Below are 18,975 nucleotides of genomic sequence, written 5' to 3' on the forward strand. Positions count from 1 at the left end.
GCCGTTCAGCGGGTTCAGCGGGACAGCGCGTAGCCGATGCGGAACTGCCACGGCAGCTTGTGGTTGTAGTCCAGCAGGCTCTCGCCATAGCCGACGAAGTAGCCCGCCATCAGGTAGCCCGCGGTGCCGGGGATCAGCCGCGCCATCGGGTAGGTCAGCTGGGCGTCGACGCTGCCGTACCACTTGCGCGTGCCCTTGCGCAGCGTGGCGGAGAACTCCCATGAGTCCGGGCGCCCGTAGGCAATGCCCAGGTCCATGAAGCCGCGGTAGTGGGCGATGTCGGGGTTGTCGCCCTTTTCCACATAGGCATAGAGCTTGGGCGCGACGCGCCAGTGCCAGTCGTTCTGGTCGCCGAAGTAGAAGGTCGGCTTGACGAAGACCGTATTGATGCTGCGCGATTCGTCGCCGCTGCGGCCATTGGATTCATGCTCCAGGCCGGCCGCCAGCGACAGCCGGCTGATGACGTTGTTGCGCACGCCGGTATCCGACAGGTAATAGAACAGGCTGGGCCGGTAGTTGGTGTCGCGGAACGGCTTGGACTGCTCGGACAGGTCCCACAGCGAAAACTGCGTGTAGCCCACGTACAGGTTGTCGAACAGGCGCTTCGACGCCGGGTCCTCGCCCTGAAACAGGCGGTACTTGAAACTCAGCTGGAACTTGGCGTTGGCGCCGTCATGCGCGCCGACCATGAAATACATCGGGTCATGGAACGACAGCCGGGCGCTGTCGCGCAGGTCGGCCGGCGCGGGTGCGGCGGCGCCCGCCGTGGTGACCGGGGAGACCGGCACGGCTGCGGTAGCGGTCGCCGGCTCTGTGGCGTCGGTGGCCGGCTCGGTGCCGTTCGCTGCCGGTGCCTTGCCGGCGACCGGTGGAGCGGCGGTGGCGGGTTCGCCGGGCTGCGGCAGGCGGTTCAGCGTCACCAGTACCGGAGCGGCGTCGATGCCGGTGGCATCCAGCCGCACCTGGCCGCGCAGGGCCGGGGGCAGCGCCACCGTGTAGCGGATCGCGCGGTGCTCACCGCGGCGCAGGTTGACCACGGCCGGGCCCGAGACTTCGCGCCACAGCACCAGCCGCACCGGCGCCTGCAGGTCGCCCGAGGCGGTCACTTCGAGCGTGTCGGGAATCCGGTAGCGGCGCGTGGCGTCGTCGGCGCTGACCACCAGCGTCAGCGTCAGCGGCTGGTTGCCGTCGATCACGCGCGGCGGCTGCAGCAGCGCCACCCCGGCGTGGCCGGCCAGCGGCCAGGCCAGCATCAGCGACAGGCAGAGCGGGGCAACGGCGCGGCCGGCGGGCGCGAGCCGGCGCCGGCGGGGGAGGGCAATACGGGGCATGGTTTGCGGGCACCGCGCCGCCATATGACGGCAACGCGGCTAGGGAAATGCGGACCCCAAAGCCTACCACGCACCCATCGGAGGGTTGTGACGAATTGTACGCAGCACTTGATGCGTCTCGCGTACCGGACTTAGCGGTTGGCGCGGCGCTTCACGCAATCGACGTAGTGGTCGCCGTCGGGCGGCTGGCCGGTGCGTTGTGCCTGCCACAGCATTTCGCCCAGGCATTCCATCACCTGGTGCTGGGCTTCGTGCGGGGAATCCAGCCGGCGCGCCAGCGCCTCATAGGCCTGGCGAATGCCGCGCGGCTGGTCGACCGAGACCTGCTCGGAGATCGACAGGTGCATCGACAGGTGCAGGAAGGGGTTGGTCTGGCCTTGCTCGGGAGTGTAGTCCTGCGACAGCGCACCTTCACTGTCGCGCAGCAGGCCGTGGTACTCGGGGTGCTCGCCGATCCAGTCGATTGCGATGGCTTCCAGCGGGGTCAGCACGCCGCCTGTGAGCTGCTTCTGCCAGGCATCGCAGAAGAACCGGCGGACTTCTTCTCGGGAGGGATTAAACATGGTGGCGACATTGTAAACGAGGGCCGCGGCCCGCGCTGGCGGCGCCGCTTGTTGCAAGCGGCGCCAAGTAGAATGCGGGATCGCCGACTTTCCGCCCGCTCGATGACCGCTTCCGCCCAAACCGCCCCGGACCACGCCCGCGACAAGCTGGCCGGCGTGCTGCTGATCGCGCTGTCGGCCAGCGCCTTTGGCGCCATGGCGATCTTCGCGCGCTTTGCCTACGCGGCCGGCGCGGATGTCTACGGGCTGCTGCTGGTGCGCTTCATGCTGGCCGCCGCGGCATTGGCCTGGGTGATGCGCACGCGCGGCATCGCCTTGCCGCCGTGGCGCCGCGTGCTGGCGCTGGCGGCGATGGGCGGCATCGGCTATGTCGGCCAGTCGTTCTGCTTCTTCAGCGCGCTCAACCATGCGCAGGCCAGCCTGGTGGCGCTGTTGCTGTACCTGTATCCGCTGTTCGTGACGATCCTGGCGGCGGTCTTCCTGAAGGAGCGGCTGACCACTGCCGCGGTGATCGCGCTGGTGTTGTGTTCGGTGGGCGCCGGCCTGACCGTCGGCGGCGGCGAGGGCTCACCGCTGGGGATCGCGCTGGGGCTGGCGGCGGCGGTGATCTATTCGGTCTATATCATCGTCGGCGCGCGCGTGACTGCCGGCGTCAACCCGATCGCCACCACCACGGTGATCTGCACCGCGGCGGCGCTGGTCTACGGCGCCGTCGGCCTGCTGCGGATGGGGGCGGGCGCGCCGCCGCAGTTCCCGGCCACTGCCGGCGGCTGGCTGGCGCTGGCAGCCATCGCGCTGTTGTCGACGGTGCTGGCGATCCTGACCTTCTTCGCCGGCCTGCAGCGGCTGGGCGCGGCGCAGGCGTCGATGCTGTCGACGCTGGAGCCGGTGGTCACGGTGCTGCTGGCGGCGCTGCTGCTGGGCGAGCATATCGGCGCGGCGCAGGCCGTGGGCGGCGGGCTGATCCTGGCCGGCGTGCTGTGGCTGACCCGCCGGGGCAGTGCGCCGGCGCCGGCCCGCGCCGATATGCAAGGGAATTGAACGGGTTGCTCAAAGGCGCTGTCGTGGGGCGCACAAGGCGTTGGGTACAATCGCGCCTTCTCTTAAATCTCGTACAGGAAAGAAGCGCATGTCCCAGATCGACAACGCCGCGCTGGCGCAGCTGTTCACCGAAGCCCGCACGCACAACGTGTGGCAGGACCGCCACGTGGACGACGCCGTGCTGCACCAGATCTATGAAGCGATGAAGTTCGGCCCGACCGCTGCCAACAGCAGCCCGGCGCGCATCGTGTTTGTCAAGAGCGCTGCCGAGAAGGCGCGCCTGGTGGACTGCGTGTCGGCCGGCAACGTCGACAAGACCCGTTCGGCGCCGGTGACGGCCATCATCGCCTTCGACACCGCCTTCCACGACCAGCTGCCCAAGCTGTTTCCGCATGCCGACGCCCGTTCCTGGTACGCCGGCAACGCCGAGAAGATCGCCCGCGACGCGCTGATGAACAGCTCGCTGCAAGGCGGCTACTTCATCCTGGCGGCGCGCGCGCTGGGCCTGGACTGCGGCCCGATGGGCGGCTTCGATGCCGACAAGGTCAACGCGGCCTTCTTCCCTGACGGCAAGTGGCAGGTCAACTTCCTGTGCAACCTGGGCTACGGTGAGGCCGACAAGCTGTTCCCGCGCGGCCCGCGCCTGTCGTTCGACGAAGCCTGCCGCATCGTCTGAACGCGCTGCGCACCAACGGTGCCAGACAAAAAAGCGACCCGCCGTGGTCGCTTTTTTTTGTCTGGCGCGCGGCGGCGGCTTCAGGCCGTCCACTCCTGCACGGGATTGCAGGCCAGGTAGCGCTGGGGTTCGGCAATGCCAAGCCGCGCGCGGGCCGCGTCGATGGGTTCATGCAGCAGCCTCTCGTAGTCCTCGCCCAACAGCCATTGGGCGCGGCGGCCCAGCCGGTAGCCCTCCAGCACGGCCCGCGCAAAGGCCAGGCTGCCGCTCACGCGCAGGCTCTTCAGCGACGCCGCGATGGCGATGAAGGCCCAGCCCTTGCCGCCGGTCTGGGCATAGCTGAATGCCACCAGTGCGGCTTCGCCAAGGCTCTCATCGGCCCGGTAGCCGGTAAGCACATGCCAGATGTCGTGGATGTCGCGGGTACGCCGGCCGAACCACATGTAGGCGTCCTCGACCACGGGCTCCTGGTCCAGGTTCGAGACCTTGGCCAGCCCGTCAGCGCTGTAGCCGGTCTGTTCCAGGAAGGCGCGATAGGCCGCGCCCACCGTGCCCGGTGCGAACCTGGCCACGTAGGCGGGATCGGACAGGCGCTCCGCCAGCTCGACGCGCTGGTAGACCATGCGCCGCCCGTCCGGTGTGCTCAGCAGGCGGCTGAAGTTGCGGGGCATGGACGGCCCGTTGAGTGCGCGCATGATGCGGAACACCTGCTCCGTGTCGTTGCCATTCGCCATCAGCTTGCGAACGGCCTGGAACGCGGTGAAGACATCCTGCTTGTAGGGGTTGGAACCGGTGGTGGTGGCCATGGGCGGGGCTCCGTGGATCAGGCGACTTGCGCCTCGGCCGGCGCGGGTACATGCAGCCGGGCGGCGGTGTCGCGGACGAAATCGACGCTGGTATCGACGGCGGTCACCGGCAGCATATGCCCGCCGCTGACCAATGTCAGCGTGGCGCCGGGGACCTTGGCGACAAGCGCTTCGCCATGCTCGGCAAAGTCCAGGATGCGGTCTTCGCGGCCGTAGAGGACACTGACCGGCACGCGCAGCGTGCCATAGCGGTGCAGCAGCGCCGGCAGGCTATGCGCGGCACCGATCAGGTCTTCGGACGCGGCCAGGAAGTGGCAGGGCCGCAGCGCCAGCAGGCCGCCTCCGCGCGTCGGGAAGTCGTCCGGCACCGGGTCCGGGCCGAATACGATGTCCATCACGGCTTCGCGGCGCCGTATCGACATCGGCACCACCAGCGTCCATGCCATCAGCCGGCGCAGCCACGCGCTGTGCACGGCCATGGCCTGGAACACCGGCGAGATCGCCTTGGGCGGGTGCGTGAGCGGCGCGATCAGTGCCAGCCCGCCCACGCGTTCGGGGTGGTGGATGGCCAGCGCCAGCGCAATGGCACCGCCCAGCGAATGGCCCACCACCAGCGGACGCTCCAGGCCAAGCTTGTCGCACAGCGCGGCGAGCGCCGCGGCCTGTGCCGGCAGGTCCGCGGCGCTGCCCGGCGTGCGTGTGGAGTGGCCCGCGCCGGGGCGGTCGACGGCGATCACGCGGAAGTGCTCGGCAAGCGGCCCGATCATGCCGTAGCCAAAATTCTCAAGCTGGCCAGACAAGCCATGCACCAGCAGCACCGCCGGGCCCTGGCCGCGCTCCACCACATGCAGCCGCGCGCCGGGCACGTCGACAAAGCGGCCGGGCGGCGGCATAGCGGCTTCGATGCGCCGGGCGGTGCGCCACGTGTACAGATACAGCGACGCGCCCAGCACCAGGATCAGCCCGATCAGCACCGCGAAGACGGTCAGGACGATGGTCATGATTGCACCTCGCTGGCGGCAACGGCCGGCACCGTGTTTTTGTTCGTGGTGTCCTGGCTGTCCCGGTGCGCCCGGTGTGCCAGGGGAGAGGGAGGCGGGACATCGAACTGCAACACGCCGTCTGCGACGCGCCCGTGCCGAATCGTCAGCAGGTCCTTCAGGTAGTTCTGGTGCACGCGCCATGGCTTGCGATGCCCTTGCCGGGGCAGCACGGTGGCGGCACGCTGCACGTAGCCGGAGGTGAAATCCAGGAACGGGGTCGGCTCAACGTCAGCGGGGGCGCGCGGCACGGCAATGCGGTGGGCGTGGCGATCCATATGACGCAGCAGGCGGCAGACGTACTCGGCTGTGAGGTCGGCCTTGAGCGTCCACGAGGCATTGGTGTACCCGAAGGCCAGCACCAGGTTGGGCACATCGCTCAGCATCATCCCCTTGTAGGCCAGGCATTCGGCGGGGCGGCGCGGCTGGCCGTCTACAGTGAGCGCAATGTCGCCCAGCATGTTCAGCTTCAGGCCGGTGGCCACCACCACGACATCCGCGGCCAGCGTCTTGCCGCTGGCCAGCACGATGCCGTCTTCGGTAAACCGGTCGATGGTGTCGGTCACCACCGATGCGTGCCCGTCGCGGATCGCGCGGAACAGGTCGCCGTCCGGCACCAGGCACAGGCGCTGGTCCCACGGCCTGTAGCGGGGCGTGAAGTGGGTGCCGACGTCATAGCCTGGCGTCAGTTGCGCTGCCGCCATGCCGATCAGGCGCTGCCTGACGCGATCCGGCCGGCGCCGCGCCAGCTGGAAGAACATCATGCCCAGCAGCACGTTCTTCCAGCGCGTGGCGGCGTAGGCCAGCCGCTCCGGCAGGATGCGGCGCAGCTTGTGGGCGATGGCGTCCTCGCCGGGGCGCGTCACGATATAGGTGGGAGAGCGCTGCAGCATCGTCACGTGCGCGGCGCTCTTCGCCATGGCCGGCACCAGCGTGACCGCCGTGGCGCCGCTGCCGATCACCACCACGCGCTTGCCGGCGTAGTCGAGCGATTCGTCCCAGAACTGCGGATGCACCATGCTGCCGCGGAATTGTTCTTCGCCTGCAAATTCGGGCCGGTGGCCCTCGGCATAGCTGTAATAGCCCGCGCACACATAGAGCAAGCGTGCGCGCAGGCGCAGCCGGCTGTGGTCCGCCGTGCGTTTGGCTTCGACCGTCCAGCAGGCTGCGGCGCTGTCCCATGCCGCGCTGACGACCCGATGGCCAAAGCGGATATGTGACGTGATGCCGGCCTCTTCGGCGGTTTCGCGGATATAGGCGCGAATCGACGGCCCGTCGGCGATGGCCTTGGCGCCGCGCCAGGGCTTGAAGCGGTAGCCCAGCGTGTACATGTCCGAATCCGAGCGGATGCCGGGGTAGCGGAACAGGTCCCAGGTACCGCCCATGGCCTCGCGCGCCTCCAGGATGGCGTAGCGCTTGCCGGGGGAGCGCATTTGCAGCTGGCGCGCGGCGCCAATGCCGGACAGGCCGGCGCCTACGATCAGGACATCGAGGACTGCGTCATCGGAACTTGGGGCGGTCATGGCGGATCCGGACGAGTGGCACTTCTGACAACATAGATTGTCAGAAGCGATCCGGCAAGTAATCTGACAATAGGGAATGTCATAATGGCGCACATGACGACCGAGCTCACCCCCGCGCGCCGCTACCGCGGCGCCGAAGCCGAAGAACGACGTGCCCAGCGCCGTGTGCAGCTGATTGCCGCGGCCGTGCAGGTCTACGGCGAGCGCGGCTACCAGAACGCCACCGTCAAGGCCGTGTGCGAGGCCGCGGGCCTGACCGAACGGTATTTCTATGAGTCGTTCGCCAACAGCGAGGCCTTGCTGCTGGCATCGTTTCAAACAGTGACCCACCGCTTGCTGCACACCCTCGCCCTGGCGGGCGAGGGGGGCGGAGGCGATGGCCAGCAACGCGCGCTGGCCATGCTGCGCGCCTATTTCGGGGCGCTGCAGCGCGAGCCGCGTTCAGCGCGGGTGTTCCTGGTGGAAATCCGCGGCGTCAGCAAGCTGGTCGACGGGGCGTTGGCGGAGTCGCTGGATGAATTCGGCGGGCTGCTGGCGCAAGCGCTGCTGCCGCCGGGACGCAAGCTGGATCCGTTGCTGACGGCGGGGGTGGCGGGCGGGGTGGTCCACATCGCCCTGCGCTGGATCACGCACGGCTACGCGCCCGATGTGGAGGTGGTCGCGCGCACGGCGCTACAGCTGGCCTTGGTGTTGGCGCACGAGCCGGACTAGCCTCGGGTCACAACTGCGGCGCCGGCGTCTTTTCCCTGAACTCGCATAGCGGCTCGATCACGCAGTGCCAGCACTCGGGCTTGCGCGCCTTGCAGACGTAGCGGCCGTGCAGGATCAGCCAGTGGTGGGCATCGTGCAGGAACTCATGCGGCACGCACTTGAGTAGCTTTTGCTCGACGATCTGCACAGTCTTGCCCGGCGCCAGCCCGGTGCGGTTCGCTACCCGGAAGATGTGCGTGTCCACCGCGATGGTGGGCTCGCCGAACGCGGTGTTGAGCACCACGTTGGCGGTCTTGCGGCCCACGCCCGGCAGTGCCTCCAGCGCTTCGCGCTCGGGCGGGACCTTGCCGCCGTGGCGCTCGACCAGGATGCGGCAGGTTTCGATCACGTGCTTCGCCTTGGTCTTGTACAGCCCGATGGTTTTGATGTACTCGCTGAGGCCGGCTTCGCCCAGGTCCAGCATCTGCCGCGGGGTATGCGCCACCGGGAACAGCCGCCGCGTGGCCTTGTTGACGCCGACGTCGGTCGCCTGCGCCGACAGCAGCACGGCGATCAGCAGCTCGAACGGCGAGCTGTATTCCAGTTCGGTGGCCGGGGCAGGGTTGGTTTCGCGCAGCGTCTCAAAGATGGCACGGCACTTGGCGGCGTTCATTTTTCTTCTGGGTCGGTATTGGCGTTCTGGTCGGATCCAGGCCTGGTAAGCCCTGCGCGCGCGCGCCGTGCTTCGGCGGCGTCGATCTGGGCCTGCACCGCAGCCGAGACATTTTCCGTGTTGCGCGGTTGCGCGGCCTGCTGCTTCTGCCGGGCGCGTTCGATCGCGGCCTGGATGATGGCGCGCTTGCGTTCCTGCGCGGCGCGCTCGGCATCGTTCTCCGGCGCTTCGGCCTGCACCGCGGCCAGCTTGGCGGCGGCCTTGGCGGCCAGGCGCGCGTCGTTTTCCTCGCGCTCGCGCACCAGCCGCGCATTGCGCGCCAGGTAGCGCGCGTGCGCGGCATCGGCCTGCGCCTGCGACCACGCGGCCCAGCCGGTGCGTTCGCCGGTGACCGGGACCATGTCGATGCAGTCGACCGGGCAGGGCGCCACGCACAGGTCGCAGCCGGTGCACCAGTCAGGGATCACCGTATGCATCTGCTTGGCGGCGCCGGCAATCGCATCGACCGGGCAGGCCTGGATGCAAAGCGTGCAGCCGATGCAAAGGCTCTCGTCGATGCGGGCCACCGCGCGCGGCTGTTCGCTGCCGCGTTCCGGGTCCAGCGGCAGCGGTTCGGTGCCCAGCACCGCGGCCAGGCGCACGATGCCTTCCGCGCCGCCGGGCGGGCAGCGGTTGCAGGCGGCTTCGCCGTTGGCCATGGCTTCAGCGTAGGGGCGGCAGCCGTTGAAGCCGCATTTGGTGCACTGGGTCTGGGGCAGCAGCGCTTCGATGCGGTCGGCGAGGGACTTGACGGCGGGATTCACGACTACGGGCAGGAAATCAGGGGACAAAACAGGGACCAAGGCCGGATCAGAACGGTCAAGACACGAAATTTGCGGGGCACTGTGAGGGTTTGGCGACATAACAGCCGAACCCTGCGGCGGACAATAGGCCAGCGACCCTGCGGCACCGGGATCTCTGTGAACCCCTGCGAGCCATCGCGCCGCAAGGATTATCCCCGATTTCGCCGGCGGGCAGAAACGGCGATGATGCGCGCACCGCCGGATTGCCGCATTCCGGCCTATGCCATAATCCGCGCAACGATCGACCAGCCACCCCATGTCAACTGAGCCCAAGACCAAACGCGACCCGGAAGGGACGCGCCGACGCATCCTCGCTGCGGCCACCGAGGAATTCGCCAAGGGGGGTCTGGCCGGCGCCCGCGTCGACCAGATTGCCCGGCGTGCGGAGACTAACGAACGCATGCTGTACTACTACTACGGCAGCAAGGAAGGCCTCTTCCTGGCGGTGCTCGAGAAGCAATACGCCAATTTCCGCGCTGACGAGGAGCAGTTGCACCTCGTTGACGAAGACCCGGTCCAGGGCGTGCGCACGCTGGCGCGCTTCGTCTGGGACTGGTATTACGAGCATCCGGAGTTCATCCGCCTGGTCAACAGCGAGAACCTGCACGAGGCCCGGCACCTGAAGAAGTCGGCGCAGCTGCAGCAGCTGATCAACCCGGTGGTGGATGTGCTGGCCGACGTGATCCGGCGCGGGCAGGAACAAGGCGTGTTCCGCGACAATATCGACGTGCCGCAGTTCTACCTGACGATTTCCGCGCTGGGCTACTACGTGCTGTCCAACCGCTACACCATCAGTGCCGTGATCGGCCGCGACGTGGCCTCGCAGCAGGAGCATGAGCGCTTTGCCGAGCTGCACTCGGAAATGCTGCTCAGCTACCTGAAGAAGCACTGAACCTCCCGGCCCGGCCCCGCAAGAAGAAACGCCCGCGATCGCGGGCGTTTTTTTACTTGGTGGCCGAGGCCTGGTGGTACTTGCGGATAAAGTCGCGCAGCTGCGGGTAGATCTCCTCGCGCCAGCGCCGGCCCGAGAAGATGCCGTAGTGGCCGCAGTGTTCCGCATTCAGATGCTGCTTGCGGGCTTTCGGGATGCCGGCGCACAGGTCGTGCGCCGCAGCGGTCTGGCCCGCGCCGGAGATGTCGTCCAACTCGCCCTCGACGGTCATCAGCGCGGTGCTCTTGATGTCCTGCGGCCGCACCGGATTGCCGTCGATGGCCCAGGTGCCGTTGGCCAGGCGGAACTCCTGGAACACCTCGCGGATGGTGTCGAGGTAATACTCGGCGGCCATGTCGAGCACCGCGTTGTATTCGTCGTAGAAGCGCACGTGGGCGTCGGCGTCGTCCGCATCGCCCTCGACCAGGCTCAGGTAGAAGTCATAGTGCGAGGAAAGGTGCCGGTCCGGGTTCATCGCCACGAAACCGGCATGCTGCAAAAAGCCCGGGTAGACGCGGCGCCCGTGGCCGGGGTAGTTGGCCGGCACGGTGTAGATGACGTTGTTCTCGAACCACTCGAACGACTTGTTGGTCGCCAGCGAGTTGACCGCGGTGGGGCTCTTGCGGGCGTCGATCGGGCCGCCCATCATCGTCATGGTGCGCGGCGTCTTCTCGCCGGCCGAGGCCATCAGCGAGATCGCGGCCAGCACCGGTACCGTGGGCTGGCACACCGAGATCACATGCAGGTTCTCGGCGCCGATGTGGCGGATGAATTCCTGGATGTAGTAGATGTAGTCGGACAGGCGGAACGTGCCATCCTCCACCGGCACCATGCGTGCGTCGATCCAGTCGGTCACATAGACCTTGTGGTCCTGCAGCAGCGTGCGCACCGTGTCGCGCAGCAGCGTGGCATGGTGGCCCGACAGCGGCGCGGCCACCAGCACCACCGGCTCATCCTTGAGCAGCTTGATGGTATCCGGGTCGTCGGCATAGCGCTTGAAGCGCACCAGCTTGCAGAAGGGCTTCTCGAGCACGGTCTGCTCGACGATGGGGATGTCGCGCCCGTTGGAGCGCACCGACTTGATGTCGAATGCCGGTTTTTCGTATTCCTTGCCGAGCCGGTACAGCAGTTCATAGCCGGCAGCCAGGCGGGGTGCGCCGGGAACCAGCGAGAGCGGGCTGAGGGGGTTGGTGAAGGTCTTGGCCGTCGCCTGGGCCCACGCGGTCAGCGGGTGCAGGATCGAACGCTGGAACTCATGCAATTGGTAGAGCATGCCTTTTCTGCCTGGGGTCTAGCTATGAGGTACGTACTACCAGGTACTAATGTACTGACAATACACCGTGGATCGTGGCGCCGATTATGCCCTTAACCGAACGACCGTGCTAACGATCTTGCTCTGCAGCATATACCTTAAAGTACATCCATTGCTGCGGAAAACAATAAGGTAAAAGGCTGATTTCTGGATGACATTTGGCTGAAAAATTGCAAACAAATGCAAAAAGCGGCCGAAGCCGCTTTTTGTGCATTGCTTTGTGACGCTTGCGCCAGTCGCCACTTGTTGCGGTGTGGCGATTTCAAAGGGCTTTTACATCACAGCTGCGATTGCATCGACGACGGCGTCGATGTTGCGGCTGTTCAGCGCGGCCACGCAGATGCGGCCGGTGCCGACGGCGTAGATGCCGTGCTCATTGCGCAGGCGATCCACCTGGGCCGAGGTCAGGCCCGAGTACGAGAACATGCCGCGCTGCGCCTTGACGAAGGAGAAGTCGCCCGGCACGCCCTTGGCGGCCAGCTTGTCCACCAGCGCATGGCGCATCAGCTTGATGCGGTCGCGCATCTCGGCCAGTTCTTCTTCCCACATGGCGCGCAGTTCCGGGCTGTTCAGCACGCTGGCGACCACGGTGCCGCCGTGCGTCGGCGGATTGGAATAGTTGGTGCGGATCACGCGCTTGACCTGCGACATCACGCGCTGCGCTTCTTCCTTGCTGGTGGTGACGATCGACAGCGCGCCCACGCGCTCGCCGTACAGCGAGAAGCTCTTCGAGAACGAGCTCGACACGAAGAAGGGCAGGCCGGAGTCCGCGAACAGGCGCACGGCGGCGCCGTCCGGGTCGATGCCGTCGGCAAAGCCCTGGTAGGCCATGTCCAGGAACGGGATCAGGTTGCGTTCCTTGACCAGTTCCACCACCTGCTTCCACTGCTCGGGCGACAGGTCCACGCCGGTCGGGTTGTGGCAGCAGGCGTGCAGCACGACGATGGTGTTGGCCGGGAACGACTTGAGCGATTCCACCATGCCGGCAAAGTTCAGGCCGTGGCTGGGGGCGTCGTAGTAGGCATAGTTGACCACCGGGAAGCCGGCGGATTCGAACAGTGCGCGGTGGTTTTCCCAGCTCGGGTCGCTGATGGCGACCTTGGCGTCCGGGTACAGGCGCTTCAGGAAGTCGGCGCCGATCTTCAGCGCGCCGGTGCCGCCGAGTGCCTGTGCCGTCACTACGCGGCCTTCGGTGATCAGCGGCGATTCCTTGCCGAACAGCAGCGTCTGCACGGCCTGGTCATAGGCGGCGATACCTTCGATCGGCAGGTAGCCACGCGGGGTGGCGGTGGTCAGACGGGCCTTTTCTGCCTCCTGGACGGCGCGCAGCAGGGGGATTTTCCCTTCGTCGGTGAAGTACACGCCAACGCCCAGGTTGACCTTGGTCGGGCGGGTATCGGCATTGAAGGCTTCGTTGAGGCCCAGGATCGGGTCGCGCGGGGCCATCTCGACGGCAGAAAACAAACTCATTTGGAATCTCGTGGTCGGCAATGAATGAAAACGGGAAGGCGTAGAATGCTTCGGACTGCGCTGGCGGCTGGCAGGCCCCGTTCCCTTCCGGCGGGAAGTGGCTTGAAGCGGGGGCTGTCAACCCCAAGATTCTAGCGTATCCGCCCGTTTTCCTGAGGTTTTTCCCTAATCTCGCCGCGCCTTCTTTCGTTATTTCTTTCCTTACTCGTACCGCTACCTCTCCAGCCACCACGCCCCTTATGTCGAACCTTGCCGAAGCCGCGCCGGCCCTGGACGAAGACAAATTCGTCACATTTCCCGGCTCCCCGTTCCAGCTGTACCAGCCGTTCCCGCCCGCCGGCGACCAGCCGGAGGCCATCCGGCAGCTGGTGGAGGGCGTGGACGACGGCCTGTCGTTCCAGACGCTGCTGGGCGTCACGGGCTCGGGCAAGACCTTCACCATGGCCAACGTGATTGCCCGCATGGGGCGGCCGGCCATCGTGTTTGCCCCGAACAAGACGCTGGCGGCGCAGCTCTATGCGGAATTCCGTGAATTCTTCCCGCGCAACGCCGTCGAGTACTTCGTCAGCTACTACGACTACTACCAGCCCGAGGCCTACGTCCCGCAGCGCGACCTGTTTATCGAGAAGGACTCGTCGATCAACGAGCATATCGAGCAGATGCGGCTGTCTGCGACCAAGAGCCTGCTGGAGCGCCGCGACACCATCATCGTGGCAACCGTCTCGGCGATCTATGGTATCGGCAACCCGACCGAATACCACCAGATGATTCTCACCTTGCGGGCCGGCGACAAGATCAGCCAGCGCGACGTGATCGCGCGCCTGATCGCGATGCAGTACACCCGCAACGAGACCGACTTCCAGCGCGGCACCTTCCGCGTGCGTGGCGACACCATCGATATCTTCCCGGCCGAGCATGCCGAGATGGCGGTGCGGCTGGAGATGTTCGATGACGAAGTCGAGTCGCTGCATTTCTTCGACCCGCTCACGGGCCGCGTGCGCCAGAAGCTCCCGCGCTTCACGGTCTACCCGTCGAGCCACTATGTGACCCCACGCGAGACCGTGCTGCGCGCGATCGAGGCGATCAAGTCGGAGCTGCGCGCGCGCCTCGAGTTCTTCCACAAGGAAAACCGGCTGGTGGAGGCGCAGCGGCTGGAGCAGCGCACCCGCTTCGACCTGGAAATGCTGTCCGAGCTGGGCTTCTGCAAGGGCATCGAGAACTATTCGCGGCACCTGTCCGGTGCACGCCCCGGCGATCCGCCGCCGACGCTGGTCGACTACCTGCCGCCGGATGCGCTGATGTTCCTGGACGAGTCGCACGTGCTGATCGGCCAGCTCAACGGCATGTACAACGGCGACCGCGCGCGCAAGACCACGCTGGTGGAGTACGGCTTCCGGCTCCCGTCGGCGCTGGACAACCGGCCGCTGAAGTTCGACGAATTCGAGCGCAAGATGCGCCAGGTGATGTTTGTCTCGGCCACGCCGGCGCAGTTCGAGCAGGAGAATGCCGGGCAGGTGGTGGAGCAGGTGGTGCGTCCGACCGGGCTGGTCGATCCCATCATCCTGGTGCGCCCGGCGACCACGCAGGTGGACGACCTGGTGTCCGAGATCCACGCCCGCGTCGAGGCCGGCGAACGCGTGCTGGTGACCACGCTGACCAAGCGCATGGCCGAGCAGCTGACTGAGTTCCTGTCCGAGAACGGGGTCAAGGTGCGCTACCTGCACTCGGACATCGACACCGTCGAGCGCGTGGAGATCATCCGCGACCTGCGCCTGGGCACCTTCGACGTGCTGGTGGGCATCAACCTGCTGCGCGAGGGCCTGGATATTCCCGAGGTGTCGCTGGTGGCAATCCTCGATGCGGACAAGGAAGGCTTCCTGCGCGCCGAGCGCTCGCTGATCCAGACCATCGGCCGCGCCGCGCGCAACGTCAACGGTACCGCCATCCTGTACGCGGACCGCATGACCGAGTCGATGAAGAAGGCCATTGGCGAGACCGAGCGCCGCCGCGCCAAGCAGATCGCCTTCAACGAGGCCAACGGCATCACGCCGCGCGGTGTGGTCAAGCGCATCAAGGACATCATCGACGGCGTCTACAGCGTCAGCGATGCCAAGGCCGAGCTGCTGGCGGCGCAGGAGCAGGCCCGCTACGAGGACATGAGCGAGAAGCAGGTCTCCAAGGAAATCAAGCGCCTGGAGAAGCTTATGCTTGACCATGCCCGCAACCTGGAATTCGAGCAGGCGGCGCAGGTGCGCGACCAGCTGGCCAAGCTCAAGGCACAGGTGTTCGGCGCCAGCGGAGATGGCGCGCTGCCGCCCGCCTGATACGCGTGGTGCCGGCTCCGGCTGGCCTATAGTGAAATGCGTCACACCTGATCCGGGAGGCGCATCATGGTAAAACTTGGACTGTGGGTACCGCTGGAGGCCAGGCCGGGCAAGGAGCAGGAGGTTGAGCAGTTCCTGCGCGACGGGCTCGCGCTGGTGGAGCAGGAGGCCGGCACCACGGCCTGGTTCGCGCTGCGGCTGGGCCCGTCGATGTTCGGCATCTTTGATGCCTTCCCCGATGAGTCAGCGCGCGAGGCGCACCTCGGCGGCAAGGTTGCCGCGGCGCTGATGGCCAGGGCGCCGGAGCTGTTCATGGGGACGCCGCCGATCCAGAAGCTGGAGGTGGTGGCGGCCAAGCTGCCTTGATGGCGAACGACAAGGAGCTACGATGGAACGCCAGTTTGAATACGGCGGCTACGCGGTCGTGGTCAGCGCGGTCCCGAATGCCGCCGGCGGGTTTGCGGCGCAGATGCGCATCGCCGATGCCTTCGGCGAGCCTTCCGGCCCCAGCTTCGAGGCGATTGCGGGCGATGCGCCCACGCCCGAAGGGGCCATCGCGCTGGCGGAGGCCGGCGCCATGCGGGCGATCGACGCCGGCGAGGTCAACTAGCCAGGCACCCCCATTTTCCGTGGAGAACCACAATGACCGAAATCGGTGAATGGAAGAAGAAGGTCTATGAAACCCACGAAGTGCAGGTCCAGGTCAGGCAGCGCTCACAGAGCGAATGGTCCTACACCGTGCGCGTCTGCCGCCCCGGCACCAATATCCGCGCCGCTGGCACGCTGACCGAGACCTCGCGCATCACCGAGCACTATAAATCGCGCGAAGCCGCGGAAGTGGCCGGGTTTGCGCACGGCGAGCGGCTGGCCAAGCAACTGGCCTGAAGGGCTGCGGGTAGAATTGCGGGCTGTCCGGCCGGCGGCCCTGCCGAGGGCCGGTGCGCCTGCCATTCCACTCCCGCCAAGTTGTGATCCGATGAAGACATACGCCATCCTGATGTGTTGCATGGGAAACATCTGCCGTTCCCCGACGGCGGAGGGCGTGCTGCGCGCCAAGCTGGCGGAGGCCGGGCTGGACGCGCTGGTGGAGCTGGATTCGGCGGGCACGCATGAATACCACCTCGGCCGCGCGCCCGATCCCCGCACCCAGCGCCACGCGCTGCAGCGCGGCTATGACCTGTCCGCGCTGCGCGCGCGCAAGGTCGGGCTGCCGGACTTCGATCGCTTCGACCTGATCCTGGCGATGGACCGCGAGAACCTGGCCGGCCTGGCGCGGCTGCGCCCCGATGCCGGCGAAAAGCTGCGCCTGCTGATGAGCTTCGCCACCCGCCACGACGCCGACGAGGTGCCGGACCCGTACTACGGCGAAGGCGATGGCTTCGAGCGCGTGCTCGACTACATCGAAGATGCCTGCGAGGGCCTGGTGGCCGAGCTGCGCCAGCGCCTGCAAGGCAACGCCGGCTGATCCGGGCACCCGCCCCGTCGCCTTTTCTGCGGCCCGCGCCGCGACGCCACGAGCGCCGCGGCCGGCGGCCCGATCCCACGAGAATCCATGCTTCGCAAACTGTTCCGCAAATGGCGCGAATCGCGCAATGCCAGCCTGCAGCTCGACGCCATCCTGGCCGCGGCCGATCCTGAGGCCCCGCTGGCCGAGCGCAACGGCTGGCTGATCGAGCTGGGCTTCTGGATCCGCCGCGATGGCGGGCTGGGCGCCGATGCCGGCAGCCAGGAACCCGGCACGGACCGCAGCCACCCCGAGCATGTGCGGCTGCGCTACCTGCTGCAGGTGCTGGAGCGGCATCCCGACTGGGCCGAACGTTTTGCCCTGACCGTGCGCAGCCTGGTGCGCGAGAACGACCCGACCGGACTGTTCTGCGATACCGGCGTGGCCCTGCACCCGGGCTTCGTCAGCGAGATGGTGGGCCGGCTGCAGAACCGCTTCCTGCCGCCGCCGCCCAACCGCAGCGACATGGCGGGGCTGTTTGCGCTGGTGTTCGTCGGTGATAAAGACGCGGAGTGGGTCGAGGCCGTCGACGATGAGCTGCTGGCCCGGCTGGCGCGCGTGCTGCAGGCCGGCAGCGCCAAGGGCGAAGCGGCGGGTATGGCGCACTATCGCGATGCGCTGGGCCAGACGCTGGCCACCAGCATCGCGGTGCTGGTCAGCCAGGTGCGCGCCACCGGCCTGAGCCAGGCGATCCGTTCGCGCCTGGCCGGGCGCGTGGACGAGACGCCGTTCTTCCGCCTGGACGAGGCCGTCCAGGCCTTGCGTGAAGAGGGCCTGCGCCATGACGACAACAGCTTCGGCCATCGCCTGAACTATTTCCGCGCGCTGCTGGACGGCTGCCATGCCGCGATCCGCCATGTGTATGAAGACCTGGAAGAAAACGGCGTATCGATCGAGGTGGTGTTCCAGATCGAGCGCATGAAGGTGCAGCTCAGCCGCATCGAGCTGCTGCTGGCGGCCTGGGTCGAGCCCCACCGGCCCGGCATGCATGCGCACCTGGTGGCGGAACTGATCCGATCGACCCAGGCCCGGCGCAGCATCTCGCACCTGGCCGGCACCTCGTTCGCGCAGCTGGCGCGCAAGGTGGTGGAGCGCTCGGCCGAGACCGGCGAGCACTACATCACGCGCGACCGCAAGGAATACGCCGAACTGGTGCGCGCCGCAGCCGGCGGCGGCCTGGTCTCGGTCGCCACGGTGTACCTGAAGTTCCTGATCTACGGCCTGCACCTGGACAAGTTCAGTGAGGGGTTGCTGGCCTCGCTCAACTACGCCGGCAGCTTCCTGGCCATCCACTTTGCGCACTTCACGCTGGCGACCAAGCAGCCGGCCATGACCGGCCCCGCGCTGGCGCACCGGCTGGACGGGGCAGGGCGGCCGGAAGGGCGCGAGATATTCGTCGACGACACCATCGCCATGATCCGTTCCAACGCGGCGGCGATTGTCGGCAACCTGGCGGTGGTGTTCCCGGTGGCGCTGGGGATCCAGTGGCTGGCGCACAAGCTGCTGGGCGCCAACCTGATCACGCCGGCCAAGGCGATTGCCACCATCGAATCGTTCTCGATCCTGGGCCCGACACCGCTCTACGCCGCCTTCACCGGCGTGCTGCTGTGGCTGTCCAGCCTGATTGCGGGCTGGGCCGACAACTGGTTCGCGCTGCACCGCGTGCATGACGTGATGGCCTACAACCGGCGCCTGCGCTACGTGCTGGGTGCACGCGGCGCCACCCGGCTGGCGGATTTCTGGAAGCGTAACCTGTCGGGCATTGTCGCCAATGTGTCGCTGGGCTTGCTGCTGGGGTTGGGGCCGGAAATCCTGAGCTTCTTCGGGCCGCATATGGAAGTGCGTCATGTGACGCTGTCGACCGGCTCGGTCGGCGCGGCCATCGGCGTGCTGGGGATGGATGCGCTGCGCATGCCGTCGCTGTGGCTGGCGGTGGCGGGCATTGCGCTGATGGGGATGCTGAACGTGGCGGTGAGCTTCGCGCTGGCGTTCAATATGGCGCTGCGGTCACGCAACCTGCGGCGCGTGGACCGCGCCGAACTGAGCGCGGCCGTGCGGCGGCGCATCCTGACGCACCCGCTGTCGCTGGTGATGCCGCCGCGCGTGGCAGGCCCGGAGACGGCCGCAGGCGGGCGCGAAGCGTGATGGGGACGTGGTGCGGTGCGGCAGGGTAGTTGACTGAATTAGTCGGGTACCTTTATACTTGACGGAAACGATCAAGTATTGGCATCACCCCCAGAGCCCTGCAC

General features: G+C 67.1%; 19 protein-coding genes. 10 read left to right on the forward strand and 9 right to left on the reverse strand.

Annotated features, from left to right (window positions below; translation table 11 throughout):
• Positions 1–14 precede the first annotated feature (14 nt).
• Positions 15–1,331: a phospholipase A gene (locus AC3WL8_RS13930; RefSeq protein ID WP_211980878.1), complete on the reverse strand. Its 1,317-nt coding sequence runs from the start codon at positions 1,329–1,331 to the stop codon at positions 15–17.
• Positions 1,332–1,462: 131 nt separating this feature from the next.
• On the reverse strand, positions 1,463–1,894 hold the full coding sequence (locus AC3WL8_RS13935) for a DUF1841 family protein (protein WP_013956098.1): 432 nt from the start codon (positions 1,892–1,894) through the stop codon (positions 1,463–1,465).
• Positions 1,895–1,996: 102 nt separating this feature from the next.
• On the opposite strand from AC3WL8_RS13935, the gene AC3WL8_RS13940 reads away from it, so the two are divergent.
• Entirely contained in the window at positions 1,997–2,935 is a 939-nt protein-coding gene (locus AC3WL8_RS13940; RefSeq protein ID WP_153955625.1) for a DMT family transporter, read from the forward strand.
• Between the two features lie 88 nt (positions 2,936–3,023).
• Complete coding sequence (locus AC3WL8_RS13945) at positions 3,024–3,611, forward strand: malonic semialdehyde reductase (protein WP_013956100.1); 588 nt, start codon at positions 3,024–3,026, stop codon at positions 3,609–3,611.
• Positions 3,612–3,691: 80 nt separating this feature from the next.
• On the opposite strand, the gene AC3WL8_RS13950 is transcribed toward AC3WL8_RS13945, so the two are convergent.
• The 3 genes from AC3WL8_RS13950 to AC3WL8_RS13960 are packed head-to-tail and all read right to left on the reverse strand — an operon-like array spanning position 3,692 to position 6,980.
• Positions 3,692–4,417, reverse strand: a complete 726-nt coding sequence (locus AC3WL8_RS13950; RefSeq protein WP_153955626.1) for a Coq4 family protein — start codon at positions 4,415–4,417, stop codon at positions 3,692–3,694.
• Positions 4,418–4,434: 17 nt separating this feature from the next.
• Entirely contained in the window at positions 4,435–5,418 is a 984-nt protein-coding gene (locus AC3WL8_RS13955) for an alpha/beta fold hydrolase (protein ID WP_492378356.1), read from the reverse strand.
• Positions 5,415–6,980 carry a flavin-containing monooxygenase gene (locus tag AC3WL8_RS13960; protein ID WP_211980879.1) on the reverse strand — a complete coding sequence of 522 codons (1,566 nt, stop codon included), beginning with the start codon at positions 6,978–6,980 and terminating at the stop codon, positions 5,415–5,417. The genes AC3WL8_RS13955 and AC3WL8_RS13960 overlap by 4 nt, the downstream gene beginning before the upstream one ends.
• An 84-nt stretch (positions 6,981–7,064) precedes the next feature.
• Between AC3WL8_RS13960 and AC3WL8_RS13965 the strand changes: the two genes are divergently transcribed.
• The gene (locus tag AC3WL8_RS13965; RefSeq protein ID WP_153955629.1) at positions 7,065–7,691 is read left to right on the forward strand and encodes a TetR/AcrR family transcriptional regulator; all 627 of its coding nucleotides are present in this window, start codon (positions 7,065–7,067) and stop codon (positions 7,689–7,691) included.
• Between the two features lie 7 nt (positions 7,692–7,698).
• Here AC3WL8_RS13965 and nth read toward each other — a convergent pair whose 3' ends face one another.
• Together nth and rsxB are read right to left on the reverse strand one after the other, a co-directional pair.
• Positions 7,699–8,343, reverse strand: a complete 645-nt coding sequence (gene nth / locus AC3WL8_RS13970) for an endonuclease III (RefSeq protein ID WP_011614905.1) — start codon at positions 8,341–8,343, stop codon at positions 7,699–7,701.
• A complete protein-coding gene (gene rsxB, locus AC3WL8_RS13975) occupies positions 8,340–9,146 on the reverse strand; it encodes an electron transport complex subunit RsxB (RefSeq protein WP_211982129.1) in 807 nt (268 codons plus the stop codon). Before rsxB ends, nth begins: the two co-directional genes overlap by 4 nt.
• A 295-nt stretch (positions 9,147–9,441) precedes the next feature.
• Between rsxB and AC3WL8_RS13980 the strand changes: the two genes are divergently transcribed.
• Positions 9,442–10,077 (forward strand): TetR/AcrR family transcriptional regulator, encoded by a 636-nt coding sequence (locus tag AC3WL8_RS13980; RefSeq protein ID WP_013956107.1) that lies wholly within the window; start codon positions 9,442–9,444, stop codon positions 10,075–10,077.
• A gap of 52 nt (positions 10,078–10,129) precedes the next feature.
• On the opposite strand, the gene AC3WL8_RS13985 is transcribed toward AC3WL8_RS13980, so the two are convergent.
• Positions 10,130–11,389 (reverse strand): polyhydroxyalkanoate depolymerase, encoded by a 1,260-nt coding sequence (locus AC3WL8_RS13985; protein WP_153955630.1) that lies wholly within the window; start codon positions 11,387–11,389, stop codon positions 10,130–10,132.
• 312 nt (positions 11,390–11,701) lie between these two features.
• Positions 11,702–12,898: an amino acid aminotransferase gene (locus tag AC3WL8_RS13990; RefSeq protein ID WP_114134620.1), complete on the reverse strand. Its 1,197-nt coding sequence runs from the start codon at positions 12,896–12,898 to the stop codon at positions 11,702–11,704.
• Positions 12,899–13,137: 239 nt separating this feature from the next.
• Between AC3WL8_RS13990 and uvrB the strand changes: the two genes are divergently transcribed.
• The 6 genes from uvrB (at position 13,138) to AC3WL8_RS14020 (ending at position 18,871) form a co-directional block, all read left to right on the forward strand.
• Entirely contained in the window at positions 13,138–15,222 is a 2,085-nt protein-coding gene (uvrB, locus tag AC3WL8_RS13995; RefSeq protein WP_492378357.1) for an excinuclease ABC subunit UvrB, read from the forward strand.
• 66 nt (positions 15,223–15,288) lie between these two features.
• Positions 15,289–15,588: a putative quinol monooxygenase gene (locus AC3WL8_RS14000; RefSeq protein ID WP_013956111.1), complete on the forward strand. Its 300-nt coding sequence runs from the start codon at positions 15,289–15,291 to the stop codon at positions 15,586–15,588.
• A 22-nt stretch (positions 15,589–15,610) separates the two neighbouring features.
• Positions 15,611–15,832, forward strand: coding sequence for a hypothetical protein (locus tag AC3WL8_RS14005; RefSeq protein WP_013956112.1), 222 nt, complete (start codon positions 15,611–15,613; stop codon positions 15,830–15,832).
• Between the two features lie 32 nt (positions 15,833–15,864).
• Positions 15,865–16,107 (forward strand): hypothetical protein, encoded by a 243-nt coding sequence (locus AC3WL8_RS14010; protein WP_013956113.1) that lies wholly within the window; start codon positions 15,865–15,867, stop codon positions 16,105–16,107.
• A gap of 91 nt (positions 16,108–16,198) precedes the next feature.
• Positions 16,199–16,687: a low molecular weight protein-tyrosine-phosphatase gene (locus tag AC3WL8_RS14015; RefSeq protein WP_013956114.1), complete on the forward strand. Its 489-nt coding sequence runs from the start codon at positions 16,199–16,201 to the stop codon at positions 16,685–16,687.
• Between the two features lie 87 nt (positions 16,688–16,774).
• Positions 16,775–18,871 carry a site-specific recombinase gene (locus AC3WL8_RS14020; RefSeq protein WP_153955631.1) on the forward strand — a complete coding sequence of 699 codons (2,097 nt, stop codon included), beginning with the start codon at positions 16,775–16,777 and terminating at the stop codon, positions 18,869–18,871.
• The last annotated feature ends 104 nt before the right edge of the window (positions 18,872–18,975 follow it).

This window comes from Cupriavidus sp. FW305-F7 (genome assembly GCF_058782875.1).